This window comes from Sporosarcina sp. ACRSM (genome assembly GCF_022346545.1).
GTDB lineage: Bacteria > Bacillota > Bacilli > Bacillales_A > Planococcaceae > Sporosarcina.
The window spans coordinates 1-18,600 of the sequence record NZ_JAKRNU010000018.1 but is presented as its reverse complement, the minus strand read 5'-3'; the positions used below and the strand labels follow the sequence as shown (position 1 = coordinate 18,600).

The following is an 18,600-nucleotide window of genomic DNA, read 5'->3' as shown; positions in this document are numbered from 1 at the left end:
TATAGCTTATTCTTTATCAGCTTTTTTATCGGCTTTTGGTAAATAGTCTTCAAGAGCGCTTTTGAATTCATCCGCTTTGATGTCGATATTGGAATCTTTCAGTAAGCTGATTAGTTTCTCTTCGAATTTTGCACGTTTCAAGTTATCTTCCACTGTTGCTTTCAATTCTTCATCTGTCGCTTCCACTTCTGCTTCACGCGTGTCGAGCAATTCGATTACATGGTAGCCGAAGCTTGACTTGACAGGTTCACTGATTTCGCCTTTTTTCAGTGCGAAAGCGGCCTTTTCAAATTCAGGTACCATTCTGCCTGTACCGAACCAACCGAGGTCTCCGCCTGTATCTTGTGCAGCAGGTTCAGTGGAGTATTCTTTCGCTAATTTCTCAAAATCGCCGCCTTCTTCCAATTTCTTGCGGACTTCTTTTGCAGTTTTTTCATCTTCGACTAAGATATGGCGCGCATGGATCTCTTTTTTAGCATTGGCAAGTCCAGCTTTGATTTCCTCATCCGTGACTTCCAAAGAATCGAGCATTTTAGTCTGGATCATTTGTGATTTCACGTTTTTCTCGAAAAATTTCTCTGTCATGCCGCTTTGTGCAAGATACATCTCAAAGCTATCGCCATATTGTTCTTTTTGTTTTTTAATCTCTTCTTCGACTTCTTTATCGGAGACACTGAACTCGCTTTCGATTGCTTGTTGAAGGATGAGATTTTCTACGACTTGTAAACCGATCGCATCTTTCATCTCATCATACAAATCCGCTTTTGTAATGTCACCTGCTTTGGAAGTTACAAGGACCTCATCATCAGCGCTATTTTTATCGCTACATGCTGAAAGTGCAAGGACAGATGCTGCCATCGTCAGTGCTAAAACCGTTTTTTTCATATTGAATTCTCCCCTAATTTAAAATTGACTTAGCAAATATTTTTGTACTGAAAGTGAAGCGTCACAAACAGAAGTCATCTCACTTTTCTAAACAGTGGGATGAATTGTGCGACAGTAGACACTATAACATAAAAACGCTTCTAAAACAAAAAGGTTCCCCGGAAGTTAGCCTATAATCCGTCAAAACGCTTGCATAGGATACAGATAGAGAGGGGGTGCTCCTATGAGCGGATATAACCAAGGTTCTTCGGGATTCGCGTTGATTGTTGTATTGTTCATCTTATTGATCATTGTTGGTGCAGCCTTTTTATACTAATGAATGAAAAAGGCTTGATGCCTTCAATCGAAACAAAAAGTCCATTCCCTGAATAAGGGGATGGACTTTTCTTATACTTGGAGAAAAACTTCCACGTAAAAAGATAAAATCAAGATCGTGACAAGTATGTTAACCGTTTTATATATTTTCGGCTGCTTTTCTTCCGGAATTTCCCGGGATTCGCAAAGCGCATATGTCATTTTATTGATTTGATACAAATAAAATAATGAGAACAGAATTGTAATAAGTAAAATCAAATCTATTCCTCCTCTTCAGCTTAGCAATGTAATCATAGCAGAATTTAGCGTGAAATGGAATGGTTAAACTTCTGCTAACAGGTTCAGCGTGCAGGTTCCTCTTCCTTCTGAATCATTGCCGTCTCTTTTTTGTCGCCGGTGGAATCCCCGAAACCGTCCTTGAGATTTTCAAATCCACGCTCAAAGATTTCCATAAAATCTTGACCGTAAATATTGCGGAGGACGGACATGACTTCAAGGAATTCCGGAAATTTCCCATATAAATCTTTAATCGGCAGAGAGCCTTCAAGGATGCCGTGATGCGTATTATGATAGTTATCATTCATGAGGAGTAGAAGGTCATTCCCTTTTTCTGTTACAGCTACATATGTATTTCGGCGATCATCTTCTTTTTTATAAAATTCGAGATAGCCTCGTTCCTCAAGTTTTTTTGAAAAGTTGAAAGCGGTCGATACATGCATCACACCGAATTTGGCGATGTCAGAAATTGTGGCACCCCCAAGATGGAAAGCAATCCATAAAATATGATGCTCATTAATATTCAGATCATAAGGTTTGATCCATTGTTGCCAATCTTTTTCCACTGCTTTCCAGAGCGCTTTGGACATCTGTGCAACACGCTGACTGAAAATCATCGCCTCAAGCGGGGAAAACCTTTGTTCCGACATAGGGAACACCTTCTTTCTTTTATAGTTCATACTTTTTATTATAGCAGGAAAGCAAAGAAGTGAAAAGTAAGAATTGCAGAAAAACTTTTCTAATAATAATAATTAAGAAAAGCGTAAGGCGCCTGAAGCTAGATAATGAGAAAAGCGGATGCATATTGATTTCTTTGCATCCGCTTCGAACCGTCATGATTTTTGTTGTGCAGCAATGGTTTGTTCCAATTCTTCGAGAGCCTTCTGAATGGCGGCGATTTCACTTTCCAACCGATCCTTATTGGGCTCGGTGGACTGTTGCCATTTCTCGACCGAATGTTTGATGCCTTCAATTGCGGAAGGGACTGTTTCTTTTGCTTCTTTCGTCAAATGCGAAACCGATTCTTTCAAACTGTCGATTTTCACTTTTACATCTTTAAATTTCTCTTTCATATCAACCGATGCATTTTTGACAGACGAACGTAGCTCATTCCCCGATTGAGGAGTCGAAAATAAGACAGTTACGGCTGCCGCAATCGAACCGGTGGCAAGTCCGAGTAAAAATGTGGATGTTTTCATGATTGGTTGAGCTCCTTTCTATACTGACTAGTATTCCTGTTCTCACTCAATTAAAACATGGCGTGACAAGTTGAGCAAACAATAATCAATTACGACTTGGCGTAATTGCGTCCAGATTTTGAATTGAGCAAAGCTCAATTAACTCCTTCCAAAATCTGTGACATCCGCGGGCCTACAGGATGTAGGTCATGCAGTCGTTGCGAATCGAACAGCGGAGGGTTCGATTTGCCGTATTTCTGCGATCTTTGCAGAAATTAAGGCATTTTCCTTTTAGGACGTCGCGCACTTAGACTGCCTTCCATTATTCCTTCAGTGGACGTTTGGTCCCCGCTAAATAGGAAAACAAAACTGTAACGTGACTTATATAGGTAAGAGTTTTCTACTGAACGAAGATAAAAAAGCTTTCCGCACATAGGACGGAAAGCTTTTATAGATCAGTTAATTAGATAATACAGATTTAAACGATGAGCGTTTCATCAAATTGGTCACAATCGGGTAGATGATGAAAAACGCGATACAGTTCATCAAAATGGCAGGAAGAACAACTAGCACGAATAGAGTTGTAAATGCTACTGCAGGCGAATCAAAACCTGGAATCGTTACGCCAAGTAGAAATAGTGCGACTGATAAGAAAATACTTCCTGACAAAACCGTTCCGATACCTGTAACAACAGTTGTAGCAATTAAATTACGTGATAATTTCTTTAGTAGAATAATAATACCGTAAACAACAAAAGCCGTTACGAACTTATCGATAATATTCGGGATGAATCCCCCCGGGAAACTGGAGAAAATACCAGAAATAACACCGGTCGTTAAAGCCAATAAAAATACGTTTCTTGTTGTCGGAAACAAAATGATCCCGATGAACATCATCGTTAGCATGAAATCAGGTTTCATACCTTCACCATAACCCGGTATGATCAAATACAGTGCAGCACCGACAGCGACTAACAACGCCATTAATACAAGTTCTTTCGTTTTCAATTCTCATCTCTCCTCGACTCGTCTATGGTTTTCCTGCCGTATCCTCGTGATCGACAGCGAAAAACTTATAATGATTTTACACTTTTTTCAAACTATCTGCAAGCTTATTTTTCAAGCCTTGCCCGCAAACCCGCAGCGATTTCTTGGATACGCTCAGGTGTAAATTCTGCGGATTTCGGTTGGAATGTTGGTTGGAAGCCATCCGTCTCATCATAGCGCGGGATGAAATGCAGATGGAAATGGAAGACCGCTTGACCTGCATGTGCACCGTTGTTTTGCAATAAATTCATCCCGGCCGGTTCGAATTCCGCTTTTAGCGCATTGGCGATTTTCGGCACAACGGCAAATAGATTCGAAGCCTCTTCTTCGGTTAACTCATAGACGTTTTCCCGATGTTGTTTAGGGATCAGCAGGGCATGTCCTTTCGTTACCGGACCGATGTCCATGAAGGCAAGCACATGCTCGTCTTCATAAATTTTGGCGCTTGGAATGGAACCTTCAATAATTTTACAAAAAATACAATTCGTCATTACAGCACACCCTTTCATGAATAGGACAAGTTTAGCATATTTTTATACGAAGGGGTGGAGCTGAAGCCAAGCGATGCCAGTTGCTGCTACAATTCCAAGGGCGTAAATTGTATGAGTAACCGGCATCGGTGTACAAGCTTTTTAGCCTGTTTTTTGATAATATAAAACGAAGAATGGAGGATGGATATGGCAATTCTCGAAATGAAAGACGTAACAGGTGGCTATACACGTAAGCCGGTTCTACATGATTTATCATTCAACATCGGTGAAGGAGAACTCGTCGGTTTGATCGGCCTGAACGGGGCGGGGAAAAGTACGACGATTAAACATATTATCGGCCTGATGAATCCCCATAGCGGAGAAATCCGCGTCAATGGAGTGACGTTCAGTGAGGATCCTGAAATGTACAGAAAGGCGTTCACATATATTCCAGAAACGCCGATTTTGTATGAGGAATTGACATTGCAAGAGCATCTGGAATTGACGGCGATGGCTTACGGGCTGGAGAAGGAGTTATTTGAAGCGCGTTCAGCCGAGTTGTTGAAGGAGTTCCGCATGGAAAAACGGTTGAAATGGTTTCCGGCGCATTTTTCAAAAGGGATGCGGCAAAAAGTGATGATCATGTGCGCGTTCCTCGTCAATCCTTCGTTGTACATTATCGATGAACCTTTCGTCGGATTGGATCCACTCGGGATTCGGTCGCTTTTGGAACAGATGACGGAGCGGAAAGAAAACGGGGCATCCGTTCTCATGTCTACCCACGTTTTGTCGACGGCCGAAAAATATTGTGACCGGATCATTTTGCTGCACGAAGGACGGGTGCGGGCAGAAGGAACGATGGAAGATTTGAGGAAGGCTTTCGACCGTCCGAAGGCATCCTTGGATGACTTATATATCGCGATGACAGAGGAAGCGGATTATGAACAATTTGCGTGATATCTGGGGGAACCGGTTCGTCCATTATATAACCGAACTCCAAAAATATATGAAGTATGTCTTTACCGGCCATTTGGCCATCGTGCTTGTCTTTACAATCGGTGCGGGAGGTTACGCTTATAGTGAGTGGTTAAAGGAAGTGCCGACGGATTTTTCGGCTGCCTTGCTGACGGCTTTGATCATTGCGGCGGCGCTGGCGATTTCACCACCTGCCACACTGTTAAAGCCGGCCGATACGGTTTATTTCCTGCCTCTTGAACATCGGCTGGATCACTATTTGGGACGGGCTTTAAGTTGGACGACCTTTTCCCAATTGCCCTTGCCATTATTGTTGTATATCGTTGCGTTACCGCTTTTGTCTGCAACGGAGACGGGTTCAAAATTGCTCTATATATGGCTTGCTATTTTCATCGTCGTGTTGAAGTGGCTATTTGTTGAAACGGAATATGCTGTTCGGCAAGCAACGGGTGGGGCTGGCGTTTGGCGGGATCGAATCCTCCGTTTTCTATTGGCGGCCTGTATCATTTTGGCTTGGCTTAGCCCCTATCCGTATTTGACGGTAGTTTTTTTCATCATCGCAGGTTTTTACAGTGTGTATTGGCGGAAAAAGAAATCGGAAAAACCATTCCCGTATGATCATTTTATCGCTTTGGAGCAAAATCGGATGATGCGCTTTTATCGGTTTGCCAATTATTTCACAGACGTTCCGCATCTGAAAGGATCCATCAGTCGAAGAGGATGGCTCGGCTCGCTATTTGGCACAGCGAAGTTTGGAAAGACAGTTCCACAAGATTATTTGATCAGACGGACATTTCTCCGGACGGATGATAACTTCTGGCTGTGGGTAAGACTGACGGCCTTATCTATACTCGGGGCCATCTTTATACCGTTCCCGATTGTTGTGATCATTTTCGCAGGTGCACTTGCATTTGCAACTTCGGTACAACTGATTTATGCATTGCGTGCTTCGGACGAATTCAGGATGGATATGCTCTTTCCCGAGCGGATGGAAACACGACCTGGCGCCATTCGGAAAAACGTCAGAACGGTTCAATGGATCCAAGCGATTCTCGTTTTCATTAGCGCTTTGTTCCTTTACGGCATTTCTTCCACGCCCTTGCTATTGGCCGGCGTCATCTTGCTAATTTCAGAAGTGACCATCCGTTTCACAGATGCGAGAAATAAAGAACATTAACAGCAATCTTTTATCTCAAATAGTAGATTTGAAAATAGAATATTCTAAAAAATCGCTTGCAATTGACCCCTATTCTTCGGTATAATAAATAAAAGCCATCAGGGGTGAGCGAGATGGAAAAAAACTATTCATATGCTGAATTTTTGAAAGCCGTCGGGAAAAACGGTTCATCGCTTCAAGCAGAGAAATTGCTGAATGAAATTTATATGGACCTATTTTTGAATCACATTCACCGGGAACAAACGAAAGCCAGATTGATGGATTTAATTGATAATGCACTGGATTGTCGAGATGAAGAGGCATTCCAAACCTACACGGAAAGATTATTGAAACTAGAAATTAGCGATTAAAAATTGAAAAGACGTTGCGTGTGTCACCGTACATGCAACGTCTTTTTTTGCGTGTTTTAACCATTAGAATATACGTTCGTTTTTTACTCGTCAAAAGATGGGTAAAGTGATAAGATAGAATTAACTTGCTTCAACACAATAGGAGGGGACTCCAATGGTCCAAAAATTCAACTTACAAGCACCCTATACACCAAAGGGTGACCAACCGTCAGCTATCGCCAAACTGGTGGAAGGGTTGGAAAAAAAGCAAAAGCATCAAACATTGCTTGGAGCGACCGGGACAGGCAAAACGTTCACCATTTCGAATGTCGTAACCGAAGTGAACAAGCCGACGCTTGTCATTGCGCACAATAAAACATTAGCCGGCCAATTATATAGTGAGTTTAAAGAATTTTTCCCGGATAATGCCGTCGAATATTTCGTCAGTTATTACGATTATTACCAACCAGAAGCATATGTCCCGCATACGGATACCTATATTGAGAAAGACGCCAGTATCAATGATGAAATCGATAAATTGCGCCACTCCGCGACCTCCGCGTTGTTTGAACGGAATGATGTGCTCATCGTGGCGTCGGTGTCTTGTATTTACGGTCTCGGGAATCCGGAGGAATATCGGGAACTCGTTGTCTCACTCCGCACCGGCATGGAAATCGGACGCAACGAATTGCTCCGGAAATTGGTCGATATCCAATATGAGCGGAACGATATCAATTTCGTCCGCGGAACGTTCCGGGTCAGGGGCGATGTCGTCGAAATATTCCCGGCCTCGCGCGACGAGCGCTGTATGCGGGTCGAGTTTTTCGGGGATGAAATCGATCGGATACGGGAAGTGGATGCGCTGACGGGAGAAATACTGGGTGAGCGTGAACATATCGCTATTTTCCCGGCTTCCCACTTCGTAACACGTGAGGAGAAGATGGTCAAGGCGATTGAGAATATCGAAGCCGAACTGGAGGAACAGTTGAAGGTTCTGCGCAGTCAAGATAAGCTCCTTGAAGCGCAACGCCTTGAACAACGGACACGCTATGATTTAGAAATGATGCGTGAAATGGGCTTCTGTTCGGGTATAGAAAACTATTCACGGCATTTGACGCTCAGACCTGCAGGCGCCACACCTTATACGCTACTCGATTATTTTCCGGATGATTTCCTGATCGTCATCGATGAAAGTCATGTCTCATTGCCGCAAATCCGGGGCATGTTCAATGGGGACCAGGCGAGGAAAAGTGTCCTTGTGGAACATGGATTTCGTTTGCCGTCCGCACTCGATAATCGACCGCTCACGTTTCAGGAGTTCGAAGGCCATGTGAAAGAAGCGATTTACGTATCGGCTACGCCAGGCCCTTACGAAATCGAACATACGCCTGAAATGATTGAACAGATCATCCGTCCGACCGGATTATTGGATCCGACGATTGATGTGCGGCCGATCGAAGGGCAGATCGATGATTTGATCGATGAAATCAACACCCGGATTCAACAGAACGAACGTGTCCTCATTACGACATTGACAAAGAAAATGTCAGAGGATTTGACGGATTACTTAAAAGACATTGGCATCAAAGTGCAATACTTACATTCGGAAATCAAAACGTTGGAACGCATTGAAATCATACGGGAACTGCGGCTTGGCACATACGATGTCCTCGTCGGCATCAACCTTCTAAGAGAAGGGCTCGATATTCCGGAAGTTTCATTGGTAGCCATTCTCGATGCGGACAAGGAAGGTTTCCTCCGCTCGGAGCGGTCGCTCATTCAAACGATTGGCCGTGCTGCACGGAATTCCAATGGGCATGTTGTCATGTACGCGGACCGGATGACAGATTCCATGGCGAAAGCGATTGACGAGACGAAGCGACGTCGGGAAATCCAAATGGCGTACAACGAAAAACACGGCATTACGCCGACGACGATCAATAAAGAAATCCGTGATGTCATTCGTGCAACGCAAGTCGCTGAAGAAACGGAAACGTATGTCGAGAAGTTGACCAAAGGCAAGAAATTGACAAAAGATGAAAAAGTGACGCTGCTTGAAAAACTCGAGAAAGAGATGAAAGAAGCAGCGAAGGCGCTTGATTTCGAACGGGCTGCAGAACTGAGAGATACGATTTTGGAACTGAAAGCAGAAAGGTAGGTTTGCATGAAAAACAAAGAAATCGTCATACAAGGAGCACGTACACATAACTTAAAAAATATTAATGTCAGCATTCCACGGGACAAACTGGTCGTCATGACTGGTTTGTCGGGATCAGGAAAATCTTCCCTTGCTTTTGATACGGTGTACGCGGAAGGGCAACGACGTTATGTAGAATCGCTGTCCGCATATGCCCGTCAGTTTCTTGGACAGATGGATAAGCCGGATGTGGATGTCATCGAAGGGCTATCTCCAGCCATTTCCATCGACCAGAAGACGACGAGCCGAAATCCACGCTCCACTGTCGGAACGGTGACGGAAATCTATGATTATTTGCGCTTGCTCTATGCAAGGGTCGGAAAACCGGTCTGTCCGATTCATGGAACGGAAATTTCATCTCAAACGGTCGAACAGATGGTGGACCGTCTCCTGCAATTGCCGGAACGTTCACGTATCCAAGTGCTCGCTCCGATCGTTTCCGGCCGTAAAGGGACGCATGTGAAGTTGATTGAAGACATTAAGAAACAAGGGTATGTCCGTATCCGTGTGAACGGGGAAACGATGGACCTGGACGATAATATCGAGCTCAATAAAAACAAAAAACATAATATTGAAGTTGTGATCGACCGGATTATTATTAAAGAAGACGTTGCCGCCCGGTTAAGTGACTCGTTGGAATCGGCACTTCGTCTCGCGAATGGCACTGTTTTGGTCGATGTCATTGATGGAGAGGAAATGCTGTTCAGTGAACATCACGCATGCCCGCTTTGTGGATTTTCAATCGGTGAATTGGAACCGCGGATGTTTTCTTTCAACAGTCCGTTCGGTGCCTGCCCGGATTGTGATGGGTTAGGCAACAAGTTGGAAGTGGATCCCGAGCTGGTCATTCCAGATCCTTCGCTTTCCTTGAAAGACCATGCAATCGCTCCGTGGGAACCTACAAGCTCTCAATATTATCCGGAATTATTGAAAACGGTGGCGAATCATTTCGGCATTTCCATGGATGTACCTGTTAGCGAACTATCGAAGGAAGAGCTGGAAAAGCTTCTGCATGGAGATAAAAATGAGAAAATCCGCTTCCGCTATACGAACGAATTCGGAAGTACACGGGATAACAATATTTATTTTGAAGGCATATTGTCGAATGTCGAACGCAGATTCAAAGAAACATCATCCGATTACATACGGGAACAGATGGAGAAATACATGGCGCAAAGGCCTTGTCCGACTTGTAACGGTTATCGGTTGAAAGAGGAAACACTAGCAGTAAAAGTGGACGGGGCGCATATCGGTCAAGTGACGGAATTATCCATTATGGAAGCGGATCGCTTTTTCAAAGACCTTGAACTCTCTGAAAAAGATGCGCAAATTGCCAAATTGATTTTACGGGAAATTGCGGAACGGCTCGGCTTTCTCGTCAATGTCGGACTAGAATATTTAACGTTATCGAGAGCGGCAGGAACGCTTTCAGGTGGAGAAGCACAGCGTATTCGATTAGCCACTCAAATCGGTTCGAGATTGTCGGGCGTGCTCTATATTTTGGACGAGCCATCGATCGGTCTTCACCAACGGGATAACGACCGCCTGATCGGGACTTTGCAAAGCATGCGTGATATCGGCAATACGCTCATCGTCGTAGAGCATGATGAAGATACGATGATGGCGGCTGACCATTTGATCGATATCGGCCCGGGAGCGGGTGTCGCAGGGGGAGAAATCGTCTCTGCAGGTACGCCGGAAGAAGTGATGAACGATCCGAATTCGTTGACGGGGCAATATTTGAGCGGGAAGAAATTCATCCCATTGCCGCTTGAAAGGCGAAAATCGGATGGACGGAAAATCACGATCAAAGGCGCTTCAGAGAACAATTTAAAAAATGTCAACGTACAAATTCCGCTCGGTCAATTCATAGCGGTGACGGGCGTTTCAGGCTCGGGGAAAAGTACATTGGTCAATGAAGTGCTCTATAAAGTGCTTGCTCAGAAATTGAACCGTTCGAAACAGAAACCCGGTCAATTTAAATCGGTGACTGGACTTGAAGAACTGGAGAAAGTCATCGAAATCGACCAGTCGCCGATCGGCCGTACACCAAGATCGAATCCGGCCACTTATACCGGCATGTTTGATGATGTGCGGGATGTGTATGCATCGACAAACGAAGCGAAAGTTCGGGGATATAAAAAAGGCCGGTTCAGCTTCAACGTAAAAGGTGGACGCTGTGAAGCCTGTCGCGGAGACGGCATCATTAAGATTGAAATGCATTTTTTACCGGATGTCTATGTGCCTTGTGAAGTCTGCCATGGCAAACGGTACAATCGGGAAACATTGGAAGTGCGTTACAAAGGGAAAAATATTGCCGATGTCTTGGAGATGACGGTCGAAGATGCACTGGTGTTTTTCGAAAATATCCCGAAAATCAGCCGGAAATTACAAACAATCATGGACGTCGGGCTAGGCTATATTAAACTGGGACAGCCTGCAACGACATTATCCGGTGGGGAAGCACAACGGGTGAAATTGGCTTCCGAGCTGCATAAGCGATCGAATGGAAAGTCGTTTTATATTCTCGACGAACCGACGACCGGCTTGCATGTCCATGATATTGCCAAACTACTTCACGTCTTACAGCGGCTTGTCGATACGGGGAATACTGTTCTCGTCATCGAACATAATCTCGATGTCATTAAAACTGTCGATCATATTATCGATTTAGGTCCTGAAGGCGGTGACAAAGGCGGACAAATCATTGCCACAGGTACACCTGAACAAGTGGCTGCGGAAAAAGCCTCCTACACGGGCGCTTATTTACAACCGATTCTGGCGCGAGATCGGGAACGGATGGAACAAAAAATTAGAGAAGCCGAAAATGTAGCCAAGTGAAACCTTTTGGATAATGAGTCGTATATATAAATATCAAATCGGAGCAATCCGGATGACGACAATACTAGGAGGCACAACAATGCAAAATGAACGGAAACGGATTTTAGCCATGCTGGAAAACGGGACGATCACAACAGACGAGGCACTGACACTTCTAGAGGCATTGAGTCAAACAAAAGGTTCGGAAAAAAAGGTTGAAACAGAGCAAACGAGCCCAACGGCTATTGTAAAACAGGAAGAGCCGGCCAGCGAACAGCGCTCCGGAGAACAGACGGACGAGAAGAATACCCGTGACGAACAAAAGAACCCTTCTATCGATGAATTTCTGGAAGATTTACGCAAAGACTTTACAAATGTAGGCGATCGTTTTATGCATTTTATGCAAACGGCTGTGCAAAAAGTGAAATCGTTCGACTTTGATTCGCCTTTCGGAAATGCAGTGACATTCCAGCAGATAATGACAAAACCTGCCAGTGGAATCGAGGAAGTCATCATCGATATCGACAATGGAAAAGTGACCTTGCATCACGAAGAAACGGAAGAGGTTCGCGCGGAATTCGCAGTAAAAACATTCAATAGCGACTCGGAAGAAAAGGCGAAAAAAGACTTTTTGGATAAGTTGTTGTTTGCCAAAGATGAAGAGAAACTGCTAATTTCCAGCGATTTGAAAATGGTTCAAGTGAATGTGGATTTGTATTTACCGAAAAAGGATTATGCGAAAATTTCTGCCCGCTTATTGAACGGTGCATTTAAAATGAAAGATGCTACCGCAGAAACGATTCGCGTCAAGACTGCTAACGGAAAAATCGATGTGACGGGCCTTACCTTCAAAAATGGGGAATTTGAAACGGCGAACGGCGCCATCTCTTTAAATGGCATAACGGGCACTACGCTTGAGGCGGAAACGCTGAATGGCCGTGTGTACATCGATGGGGTTGTCAAAGATGTCGAAGCCCAATCGCTGAACGGCCATGTCGTCGTAACGACGAAAGACCCGGAAGCGGAAAAAATCGATGCGAAGACGATGAGCGGATCCGTTGAAATCTATATCCCATCTGACGTGGTGGCACTCTCTGGTGAAATTTCGTCCAATATGGGGCGGCTCGACTTACAGCTTGACGATGTTAATCGTACAGCCGAACAAGAGCAATTTCTCCAAAAATCCATCCGTTTTAAAAAGGATATTGAAGGGAACGTCTCGCCGCTTCATATTTTCGGCGAAACCAAAACGGGTTCTGTCCTCGTTTGCTATAACGCCAAGCATGATTGATGCACAGGGGATCTTGGACGGATGGCATCCTTCGCTAAGACCCCTAATAAAAAAAGACTCCCGCGATACCGGAGATATACACGGTATTACGGGAGTCTTTTATTCATTCTGATCCTATGAAGACGTGCCCTCGTGGGGAATTCTAAATTCTATAGTGGTCCCCATACTTGGTGAGCTTTGAATTTTCAATCCTTTGCCATATATCCTTTTCAATCGTTTATTCGTATTGAGCAGACCGATTCCTGTTCCTGCCTGATTTTCGTCGGCCAGTATACGACGGATTTGTTCATGATCCATTCCTACACCGTCGTCAATGATGGCTATTTTTGTGAAATCCTTATGATTCGTAATTTGGATACAGACAGTGCCGGTAGACCCTTTTTTCAAGACGCCGTGAAGTACTGCATTTTCTACCAATGTTTGTAAAGATAGCGGTGGGATGTCCACAGTGATATTTTCATCAATTTCCCATTTCACTTGTAATCGATCCCCGAATCTTTCGCTTTCAATGTACAGATAAGATCTTACAAGTTCCAGCTCTTTTTCAAGGGGGATCACCCGTTTTAAATTGTCTTCCTTGAAGCTGCTGTGTAAATAGTTGCCAAATTCGCTTAGTAAATTCACCATTCGATCGGTGTCCAACGCACTCAAACTGGCAATCGTATTTAATGTGTTAAACAAAAAATGGGGGCGAATCTGTGCTTGTAGCCATGCCGATTCCATATATTGCTTTTCACGAATCGACTTTTTTAAATCGATAAGTGCAATACTACGCGATTTCAATTCAAGCCAATTGATGGGTTTTGCAACATAATCATTTGCACCTGAAGTCAATCCAATATTCACATCTGCTGTATCATTTCTGGACGTCAATAAAAGAATCGGGAGTTCCGTAAGTGAATAACGCTCTCTTATCAATTTCGTTAATTCATAGCCTGACATATAAGGCATCATGACATCGATAATGATTAAATCCCATTCAACAACATGTAATAATTTTAATGCCTCTGTCCCGCTCGTCTCAGTGACAACTTGATATTGTTCGGGCGGGAAAATCTCAGCAATCACTTTCAAGTTGCTTGGATCATCGTCAACGACTAAAATATGATGCTTATTGTTTGAGCATTGCTGTTCTTCATCCGCAGCCTTTTTCTCAACACGAATGTCGTCGTGCTGTCTATTGATTTCGCCGTCAATTTCATGTTGTCCGGTCGCTAGCGGAATTGTAAAGCAAAACTTTGTTCCTTTCCTCACTTCTGACTGGATCTGTAAGCTGCCTCCATGCAATTCAATTAGGTTTTTAGAAACATTCAGCCCTAATCCGAGGCCTTCATCATCTTCGATCCCTTTTCCATAAGCCGACATGATATTCTTCTGCGTTTTCTCATCCATTCCTATGCCGGTATCTTCGATGCAAATAATCGCGAGGTCATTCAAAACCTGCGCATGTACACGAACATTTCCGGACTCCGTATATTTAATGGCATTTTCCAAAAGGTTGAAGAAAATCTGAATCAGTCTACTTTCATCCGCGAATACATGAGGGAAATCAGTTGGAACGGTAGACGTTAGTTTAATTTGTTTTCCATCAGCTAGATAATGCAACAAATCGAATACTCCAAAGATCACCGCATGGATGTTGATGCTTTTCGGGTGGACTTGTATCATATTCTCTTTTAAACGTGTAAAATCAAGCAAATCATTGAGGGTGAAGGACATGCTTCGCCCAATATTAATCAGGTATTCTAAATTGTTTTTTTCCTTTGGCGTGAGAGAATCTTGATTTTGTAAAGTTTGTGCGATCGTCGTCATCTTATTCAATGGATTCCAAAGCTTTTTTGCACTGCTCGTTAAAAACTCGTCTTTTAATAAATCGGCTTGCTTCAGCTCATCGACCAGTTCGACAACCCGCTTATTTTGTCGGGAAAAGCGTCTGAACCAAAAAAATGCAAACCCGAGAAAAGCAAATACGTAATCGAATGGATAGAAAGGGATTTCCATCCCAGAAACGGCTTTGATCAGCCCCCATACAATACCCGAAGTCGTACTCGTCACGACAATCGCAATGAAAAACGATTCATCTTTATACTGGAAGTATTCTTTTAAAGCTAAAGAGACGACGGACAGGAAAGAGACGATGTAGAGAATAAAAAAGGCAACATTAACTTGGATTAAAGTATTCAATGGAAGCACGATGATGGCGATTGCACATAGTCCATAAAAAAGATTGAACCACTGAAAACGTTTGTATTGCTGGAAATTCGCCAATAAAACCTTCATAATTTGCACGAGAAATAAAGCGGCCCCAAGATAGACCAATTCTTTAAATTTAAAGGACCACTCATAGTTCAGTGGAAGCCATCCCATTGAGGCACTATTATAAGTGATTAACTCGTCAATGCCAGGAAGCAGAAAACCGAATGCGAAAAACAGGATGATCTTTGAGCGATGAATGAAAAGATAAATCAGCAAACTATAGATGCTATAAAGCAAGAGAGTGATGACGATCCCCGCCATTAGGATATCGGTGAAGTGTTGCTCTTTGGCGATTGCATCATGGGTACCGAATTTGATCGATTTATTGATCGCGATGCCTTGAGAAGTATCGAAATTCGAAACCTGTAGGACGACATCAATTTTATTTTTTTCCGCAAAGAATGAAACGACATAAGGGTTGCCTTTCCCTTGATGACGATCGATATCCGCTGCGACTTCACCCGACTTCCCTTTTAAACGTCCGTTGACAAATAGTGCGGATGCTGTATTTGTAGAGGGAATACGGATCGAATATACTTCGTCAGCAGCTGAATTTTCATCGACGTGAATGGTTACATGATAGGTTCCAAATCGATGCGAAGCGTCTTTAGCAGTCTCGGATAAATTGCCGTTCGTTTTATCTATTTCCCCGGGATCTACGAGTTTATCTGGATAGAATGACCACTCCCCATCCAATACAATCGTTTGATCTTCCGCTAAGCCATAACCACGAAGATCCAACAGGGCGTTTCGGGCAAATGGCTGTTCAGCTGGGGCATGGTAAATCGCCCATAGCAAACGAAGGCCGGTTAAAACGACAAAAATGACGACCAATATCAAAATATATTTTGTTTGATTGATTTTTGATTGTGACATTTCGACCCTCCTCGAAGTTCAAACTCATTATGAATGAAAAATCTATAAAATCAAATAGCTTTTTGCGGAAGCGAAACGGGGGATCGATAGGGACATGAAAAAACCGCCTAGCGATCGTCATTAGAAACGATAACCAGGCGGTCTAATTAGCTGACATAAACATGCTTCATTGCGAAAGATCGATAATAAATTCTTCGTACGTAATCGGTTTTGGAAATTCATACGTTTTAATTTGCAAGCCTTTTTTCGAGCCAGCCGCAAATTCCTGCTTAAATGTATTTCCTTCAATCCGTTCAGCAAATGGTTGATCCGCTAGAAACAGGTCATTGCCATTGGCATCCTCTAGACGGAATGAATATCTTGAAAGTTTATCATCTACAATCACATCGCTTTGCAGATCGAAATAGACGATGATTTTATCCGGTTGGTAGTCTATATCGGTTACGAGCATATTGCCAAACTCTCCTTGATCCACAATGAAAGGTAAACGCTGCCCATCTACAGGTACGGTCACCTCTTTCCATCCTTCAGTGGAAACAGGAATGATGTAAGGGATGACTCGGAGTTCTTTGCTCCCTTCTTTTACAGGGGAATACAGGAAATTTAGCTGAGCGATTTCTTTTCCGTCCACTGTTTCACCATTGCCGCTCCCAGTTAAGGTGTCTAACAGATTACCATGATCATCTATTACATCAAATTGTAATGAATAGGGGTCAAGCTCGGCATTTCCTTCATCTTTCAACACTTTAACTTGAAGATCGGTTCCGGCTGGCCCAAGCTTCAACGTACTGATTTCAACTTGTGCCCCTTCTATCAATTTCGTTTCTTGTGGTTCAATGATCGTCACTTCATTGGACTGCTTCACAGGGAAATTGAACTCCCACTTTCCAGGGATAAAACCAACAGCATCAATGGTCATGGTCATGTCAAATGCTTCTGGAAGTTCCTCAGTCGGAGTGATATCGATTACACCTTTATATTTTTGAGGTGTCACAAAGTCTCCTGAATAACCGGAACTGAAATTGATTTCTTTACCGTTCACTTTGATTGTTGGACGTTCAAGCTCCCCGATTGCGAAAAGGGATTCTTGTGTATAACCGAATGTCAGTCGTGTCCCATCGTAAAAGAATTCATTCATCGTTAACGTGATCCCATTATCTTTTGTGGATTGGTCGACGACTTGTGTTAAGCCTTCTTGTCCGGCAATTCTTAATCCTTCATCCAAAGAATCATTGAAAAACGTGCCGATCAGCGGAATGTTCGAAGCGATTTTCGCCATTGCGGGAGATATACTCGCCGACCCTATGAATAAGCCCAAGCCTAAAACCGCTGCACTCACTGAATAGAAAAGAACTTTCTTTTTTGAACGTCTCGGTGGTTCCTGCCGGATGGTATTCGCAATAATAGCATCGAGTTTTTCCGTTGGGACAGGGATCTTTTCCATTTCCTTTTTTAAATCAGGCCATTGATTAGTACTCATTCACACAATCCTCCTTCAATTTTTCTTTTAATTGATGAATGCCACGGTGGATGTTCGTTTTCACTGTTCCCTCAGGACAATCCAATGCATCTGCAATTTGTTTAACCGTGTAATCCTTGTAAAACCGAAGCATTAAGACCGTTTTATATTTTTCATCCAATTCCATAACGGCTTGCAGTAAATCGAAATCTTCTACATTGGATTCGTATGGGGGCAACTTTTCTTCTAAAACTTCTTTCTCCATCGGAATGATTTTTTTCTTTTTATTTAACAGGTCGATTGCGGTGTTGATCAGAATGCGGGATAGCCATGTCGAAAAGTACCGTTCATCTTTCAGGTTTTTAATCGAGCGCAAGGCTTTATAGGTCGTTTCCTGGAAAACCTCCAGCGCATCCTCTTCGTTTTTCATATAGACAAAAGCGATTTTATAAAGTTTGACTTTTTCCCCCTCCAGTAACTCTTGAAAGGCTTTCTTATTTCCTTTTTTGGCACGTTGAATCTTTTTAATATCTAGCAAATCCCTGTCCCTCCTTCCCTCTACATGTTAGACAAACGGGAGATGCAAAACGTTTCAACTGGAATGAAAAAACTGCCCCTTACAGAGAATCCTGGAAACGGAGCAGTCTTTCATATACGTTAAACATTTCAAACACGGGTTACCCGCCGCGCCCATAAATCTATTCAAGTGATCAAAGGCACACGCTTGCGCTCAAAGCGAGTTTCAAGTGATCAAAAGGATTCCCGCGCGCTCAAAGCGAGCTGCAAGTGATCAAAGTCATCCCTGCGCGCTCAAAGCGAGTTCCAAGTGATCAAAGTCATTCACACGCGCTCAAAGCGAGTTTCAAGTGATCAAAGTCATTTGCGCGCGCTCAAAGCGAGTTTCAAGTGATCAAAGTCATTTGCACGCGCTCAAAGCGAGTTTCAAGTGATCAAAGTCATTTGCGCGCGCTCAAAGCGAGTTTCAAGTGATCAAAGTCATTTGCGCGCGCTCAAAGCGAGTTTCAAGTGATCAAAGTCATTTGCGCGCG

The 18,600-nt window shown here is 43.4% G+C and carries 16 protein-coding genes; 7 read left to right on the top strand and 9 right to left on the bottom strand.

Going from position 1 to position 18,600, the window contains the following annotated elements:
* Positions 1-6 precede the first annotated feature (6 nt).
* On the bottom strand, positions 7-885 hold the full coding sequence (locus tag MHZ95_RS19835; protein ID WP_239392540.1) for a peptidylprolyl isomerase: 879 nt from the start codon (positions 883-885) through the stop codon (positions 7-9).
* Positions 886-1,108: 223 nt separating this feature from the next.
* Here MHZ95_RS19835 and MHZ95_RS19830 point away from each other — a divergent pair, with 223 nt between their 5' ends.
* Positions 1,109-1,201, top strand: coding sequence for a YjcZ family sporulation protein (locus MHZ95_RS19830; protein ID WP_192598653.1), 93 nt, complete (start codon positions 1,109-1,111; stop codon positions 1,199-1,201).
* A gap of 71 nt (positions 1,202-1,272) precedes the next feature.
* Here the strand turns inward: MHZ95_RS19830 and MHZ95_RS19825 are convergent, their stop codons facing one another.
* From MHZ95_RS19825 to MHZ95_RS19805, 5 genes are all read right to left on the bottom strand, one after another.
* Complete coding sequence (locus MHZ95_RS19825) at positions 1,273-1,458, bottom strand: hypothetical protein (RefSeq protein WP_239392539.1); 186 nt, start codon at positions 1,456-1,458, stop codon at positions 1,273-1,275.
* An 83-nt stretch (positions 1,459-1,541) separates the two neighbouring features.
* Positions 1,542-2,126, bottom strand: coding sequence for an HTH-type transcriptional regulator Hpr (locus MHZ95_RS19820; protein ID WP_239392538.1), 585 nt, complete (start codon positions 2,124-2,126; stop codon positions 1,542-1,544).
* A gap of 183 nt (positions 2,127-2,309) precedes the next feature.
* Positions 2,310-2,675, bottom strand: a complete 366-nt coding sequence (locus MHZ95_RS19815) for a YtxH domain-containing protein (RefSeq protein ID WP_239392537.1) — start codon at positions 2,673-2,675, stop codon at positions 2,310-2,312.
* A gap of 438 nt (positions 2,676-3,113) precedes the next feature.
* Complete coding sequence (locus tag MHZ95_RS19810) at positions 3,114-3,662, bottom strand: tryptophan transporter (RefSeq protein ID WP_239392536.1); 549 nt, start codon at positions 3,660-3,662, stop codon at positions 3,114-3,116.
* 104 nt (positions 3,663-3,766) lie between these two features.
* Entirely contained in the window at positions 3,767-4,192 is a 426-nt protein-coding gene (locus MHZ95_RS19805) for an HIT family protein (RefSeq protein ID WP_239392535.1), read from the bottom strand.
* A gap of 186 nt (positions 4,193-4,378) precedes the next feature.
* On the opposite strand from MHZ95_RS19805, the gene MHZ95_RS19800 reads away from it, so the two are divergent.
* The 6 genes from MHZ95_RS19800 (at position 4,379) to MHZ95_RS19775 (ending at position 12,960) form a co-directional block, all read left to right on the top strand.
* Positions 4,379-5,128, top strand: coding sequence for an ABC transporter ATP-binding protein (locus tag MHZ95_RS19800; RefSeq protein WP_239392534.1), 750 nt, complete (start codon positions 4,379-4,381; stop codon positions 5,126-5,128).
* On the top strand, positions 5,112-6,323 hold the full coding sequence (locus MHZ95_RS19795; protein ID WP_239392533.1) for an ABC transporter permease: 1,212 nt from the start codon (positions 5,112-5,114) through the stop codon (positions 6,321-6,323). Before MHZ95_RS19800 ends, MHZ95_RS19795 begins: the two co-directional genes overlap by 17 nt.
* 113 nt (positions 6,324-6,436) lie before the next feature.
* Positions 6,437-6,673 carry an IDEAL domain-containing protein gene (locus MHZ95_RS19790; protein ID WP_239392532.1) on the top strand — a complete coding sequence of 79 codons (237 nt, stop codon included), beginning with the start codon at positions 6,437-6,439 and terminating at the stop codon, positions 6,671-6,673.
* A gap of 154 nt (positions 6,674-6,827) precedes the next feature.
* Positions 6,828-8,810, top strand: a complete 1,983-nt coding sequence (gene uvrB, locus MHZ95_RS19785; protein WP_239392531.1) for an excinuclease ABC subunit UvrB — start codon at positions 6,828-6,830, stop codon at positions 8,808-8,810.
* 6 nt (positions 8,811-8,816) lie between these two features.
* Entirely contained in the window at positions 8,817-11,690 is a 2,874-nt protein-coding gene (gene uvrA / locus MHZ95_RS19780; protein WP_239392530.1) for an excinuclease ABC subunit UvrA, read from the top strand.
* A 79-nt stretch (positions 11,691-11,769) separates the two neighbouring features.
* A complete protein-coding gene (locus MHZ95_RS19775; protein WP_239392529.1) occupies positions 11,770-12,960 on the top strand; it encodes a DUF4097 family beta strand repeat-containing protein in 1,191 nt (396 codons plus the stop codon).
* Between the two features lie 114 nt (positions 12,961-13,074).
* Here MHZ95_RS19775 and MHZ95_RS19770 read toward each other — a convergent pair whose 3' ends face one another.
* From MHZ95_RS19770 to MHZ95_RS19760, 3 genes are all read right to left on the bottom strand, one after another.
* Positions 13,075-16,092 carry an ATP-binding response regulator gene (locus MHZ95_RS19770; protein WP_239392528.1) on the bottom strand — a complete coding sequence of 1,006 codons (3,018 nt, stop codon included), beginning with the start codon at positions 16,090-16,092 and terminating at the stop codon, positions 13,075-13,077.
* Between the two features lie 166 nt (positions 16,093-16,258).
* Entirely contained in the window at positions 16,259-17,572 is a 1,314-nt protein-coding gene (locus tag MHZ95_RS19765; RefSeq protein ID WP_239392527.1) for a DUF4179 domain-containing protein, read from the bottom strand.
* A complete protein-coding gene (locus MHZ95_RS19760) occupies positions 17,562-18,080 on the bottom strand; it encodes a sigma-70 family RNA polymerase sigma factor (RefSeq protein ID WP_370643128.1) in 519 nt (172 codons plus the stop codon). The genes MHZ95_RS19765 and MHZ95_RS19760 overlap by 11 nt, the downstream gene beginning before the upstream one ends.
* Positions 18,081-18,600: the final 520 nt, after the last annotated feature.

Bases quoted from the DNA above. Each gene is read 5' to 3' on its own strand.
- uvrB (WP_239392531.1), top strand. From the start codon at position 6,828: ATGGTCCAAAAATTCAACTTACAAGCACCCTATACACCAAAGGGTGAC.
- MHZ95_RS19775 (WP_239392529.1), top strand. From the start codon at position 11,770: ATGCAAAATGAACGGAAACGGATTTTAGCCATGCTGGAAAACGGGACG.
- MHZ95_RS19835 (WP_239392540.1), bottom strand. From the start codon at position 885: ATGAAAAAAACGGTTTTAGCACTGACGATGGCAGCATCTGTCCTTGCA.
- MHZ95_RS19830 (WP_192598653.1), top strand. From the start codon at position 1,109: ATGAGCGGATATAACCAAGGTTCTTCGGGATTCGCGTTGATTGTTGTA.
- MHZ95_RS19790 (WP_239392532.1), top strand. From the start codon at position 6,437: ATGGAAAAAAACTATTCATATGCTGAATTTTTGAAAGCCGTCGGGAAA.
- uvrA (WP_239392530.1), top strand. From the start codon at position 8,817: ATGAAAAACAAAGAAATCGTCATACAAGGAGCACGTACACATAACTTA.
- MHZ95_RS19815 (WP_239392537.1), bottom strand. From the start codon at position 2,675: ATGAAAACATCCACATTTTTACTCGGACTTGCCACCGGTTCGATTGCG.
- MHZ95_RS19805 (WP_239392535.1), bottom strand. From the start codon at position 4,192: ATGACGAATTGTATTTTTTGTAAAATTATTGAAGGTTCCATTCCAAGC.
- MHZ95_RS19795 (WP_239392533.1), top strand. From the start codon at position 5,112: ATGAACAATTTGCGTGATATCTGGGGGAACCGGTTCGTCCATTATATA.
- MHZ95_RS19770 (WP_239392528.1), bottom strand. From the start codon at position 16,092: ATGTCACAATCAAAAATCAATCAAACAAAATATATTTTGATATTGGTC.
- MHZ95_RS19820 (WP_239392538.1), bottom strand. From the start codon at position 2,126: ATGTCGGAACAAAGGTTTTCCCCGCTTGAGGCGATGATTTTCAGTCAG.
- MHZ95_RS19765 (WP_239392527.1), bottom strand. From the start codon at position 17,572: ATGAGTACTAATCAATGGCCTGATTTAAAAAAGGAAATGGAAAAGATC.
- MHZ95_RS19800 (WP_239392534.1), top strand. From the start codon at position 4,379: ATGGCAATTCTCGAAATGAAAGACGTAACAGGTGGCTATACACGTAAG.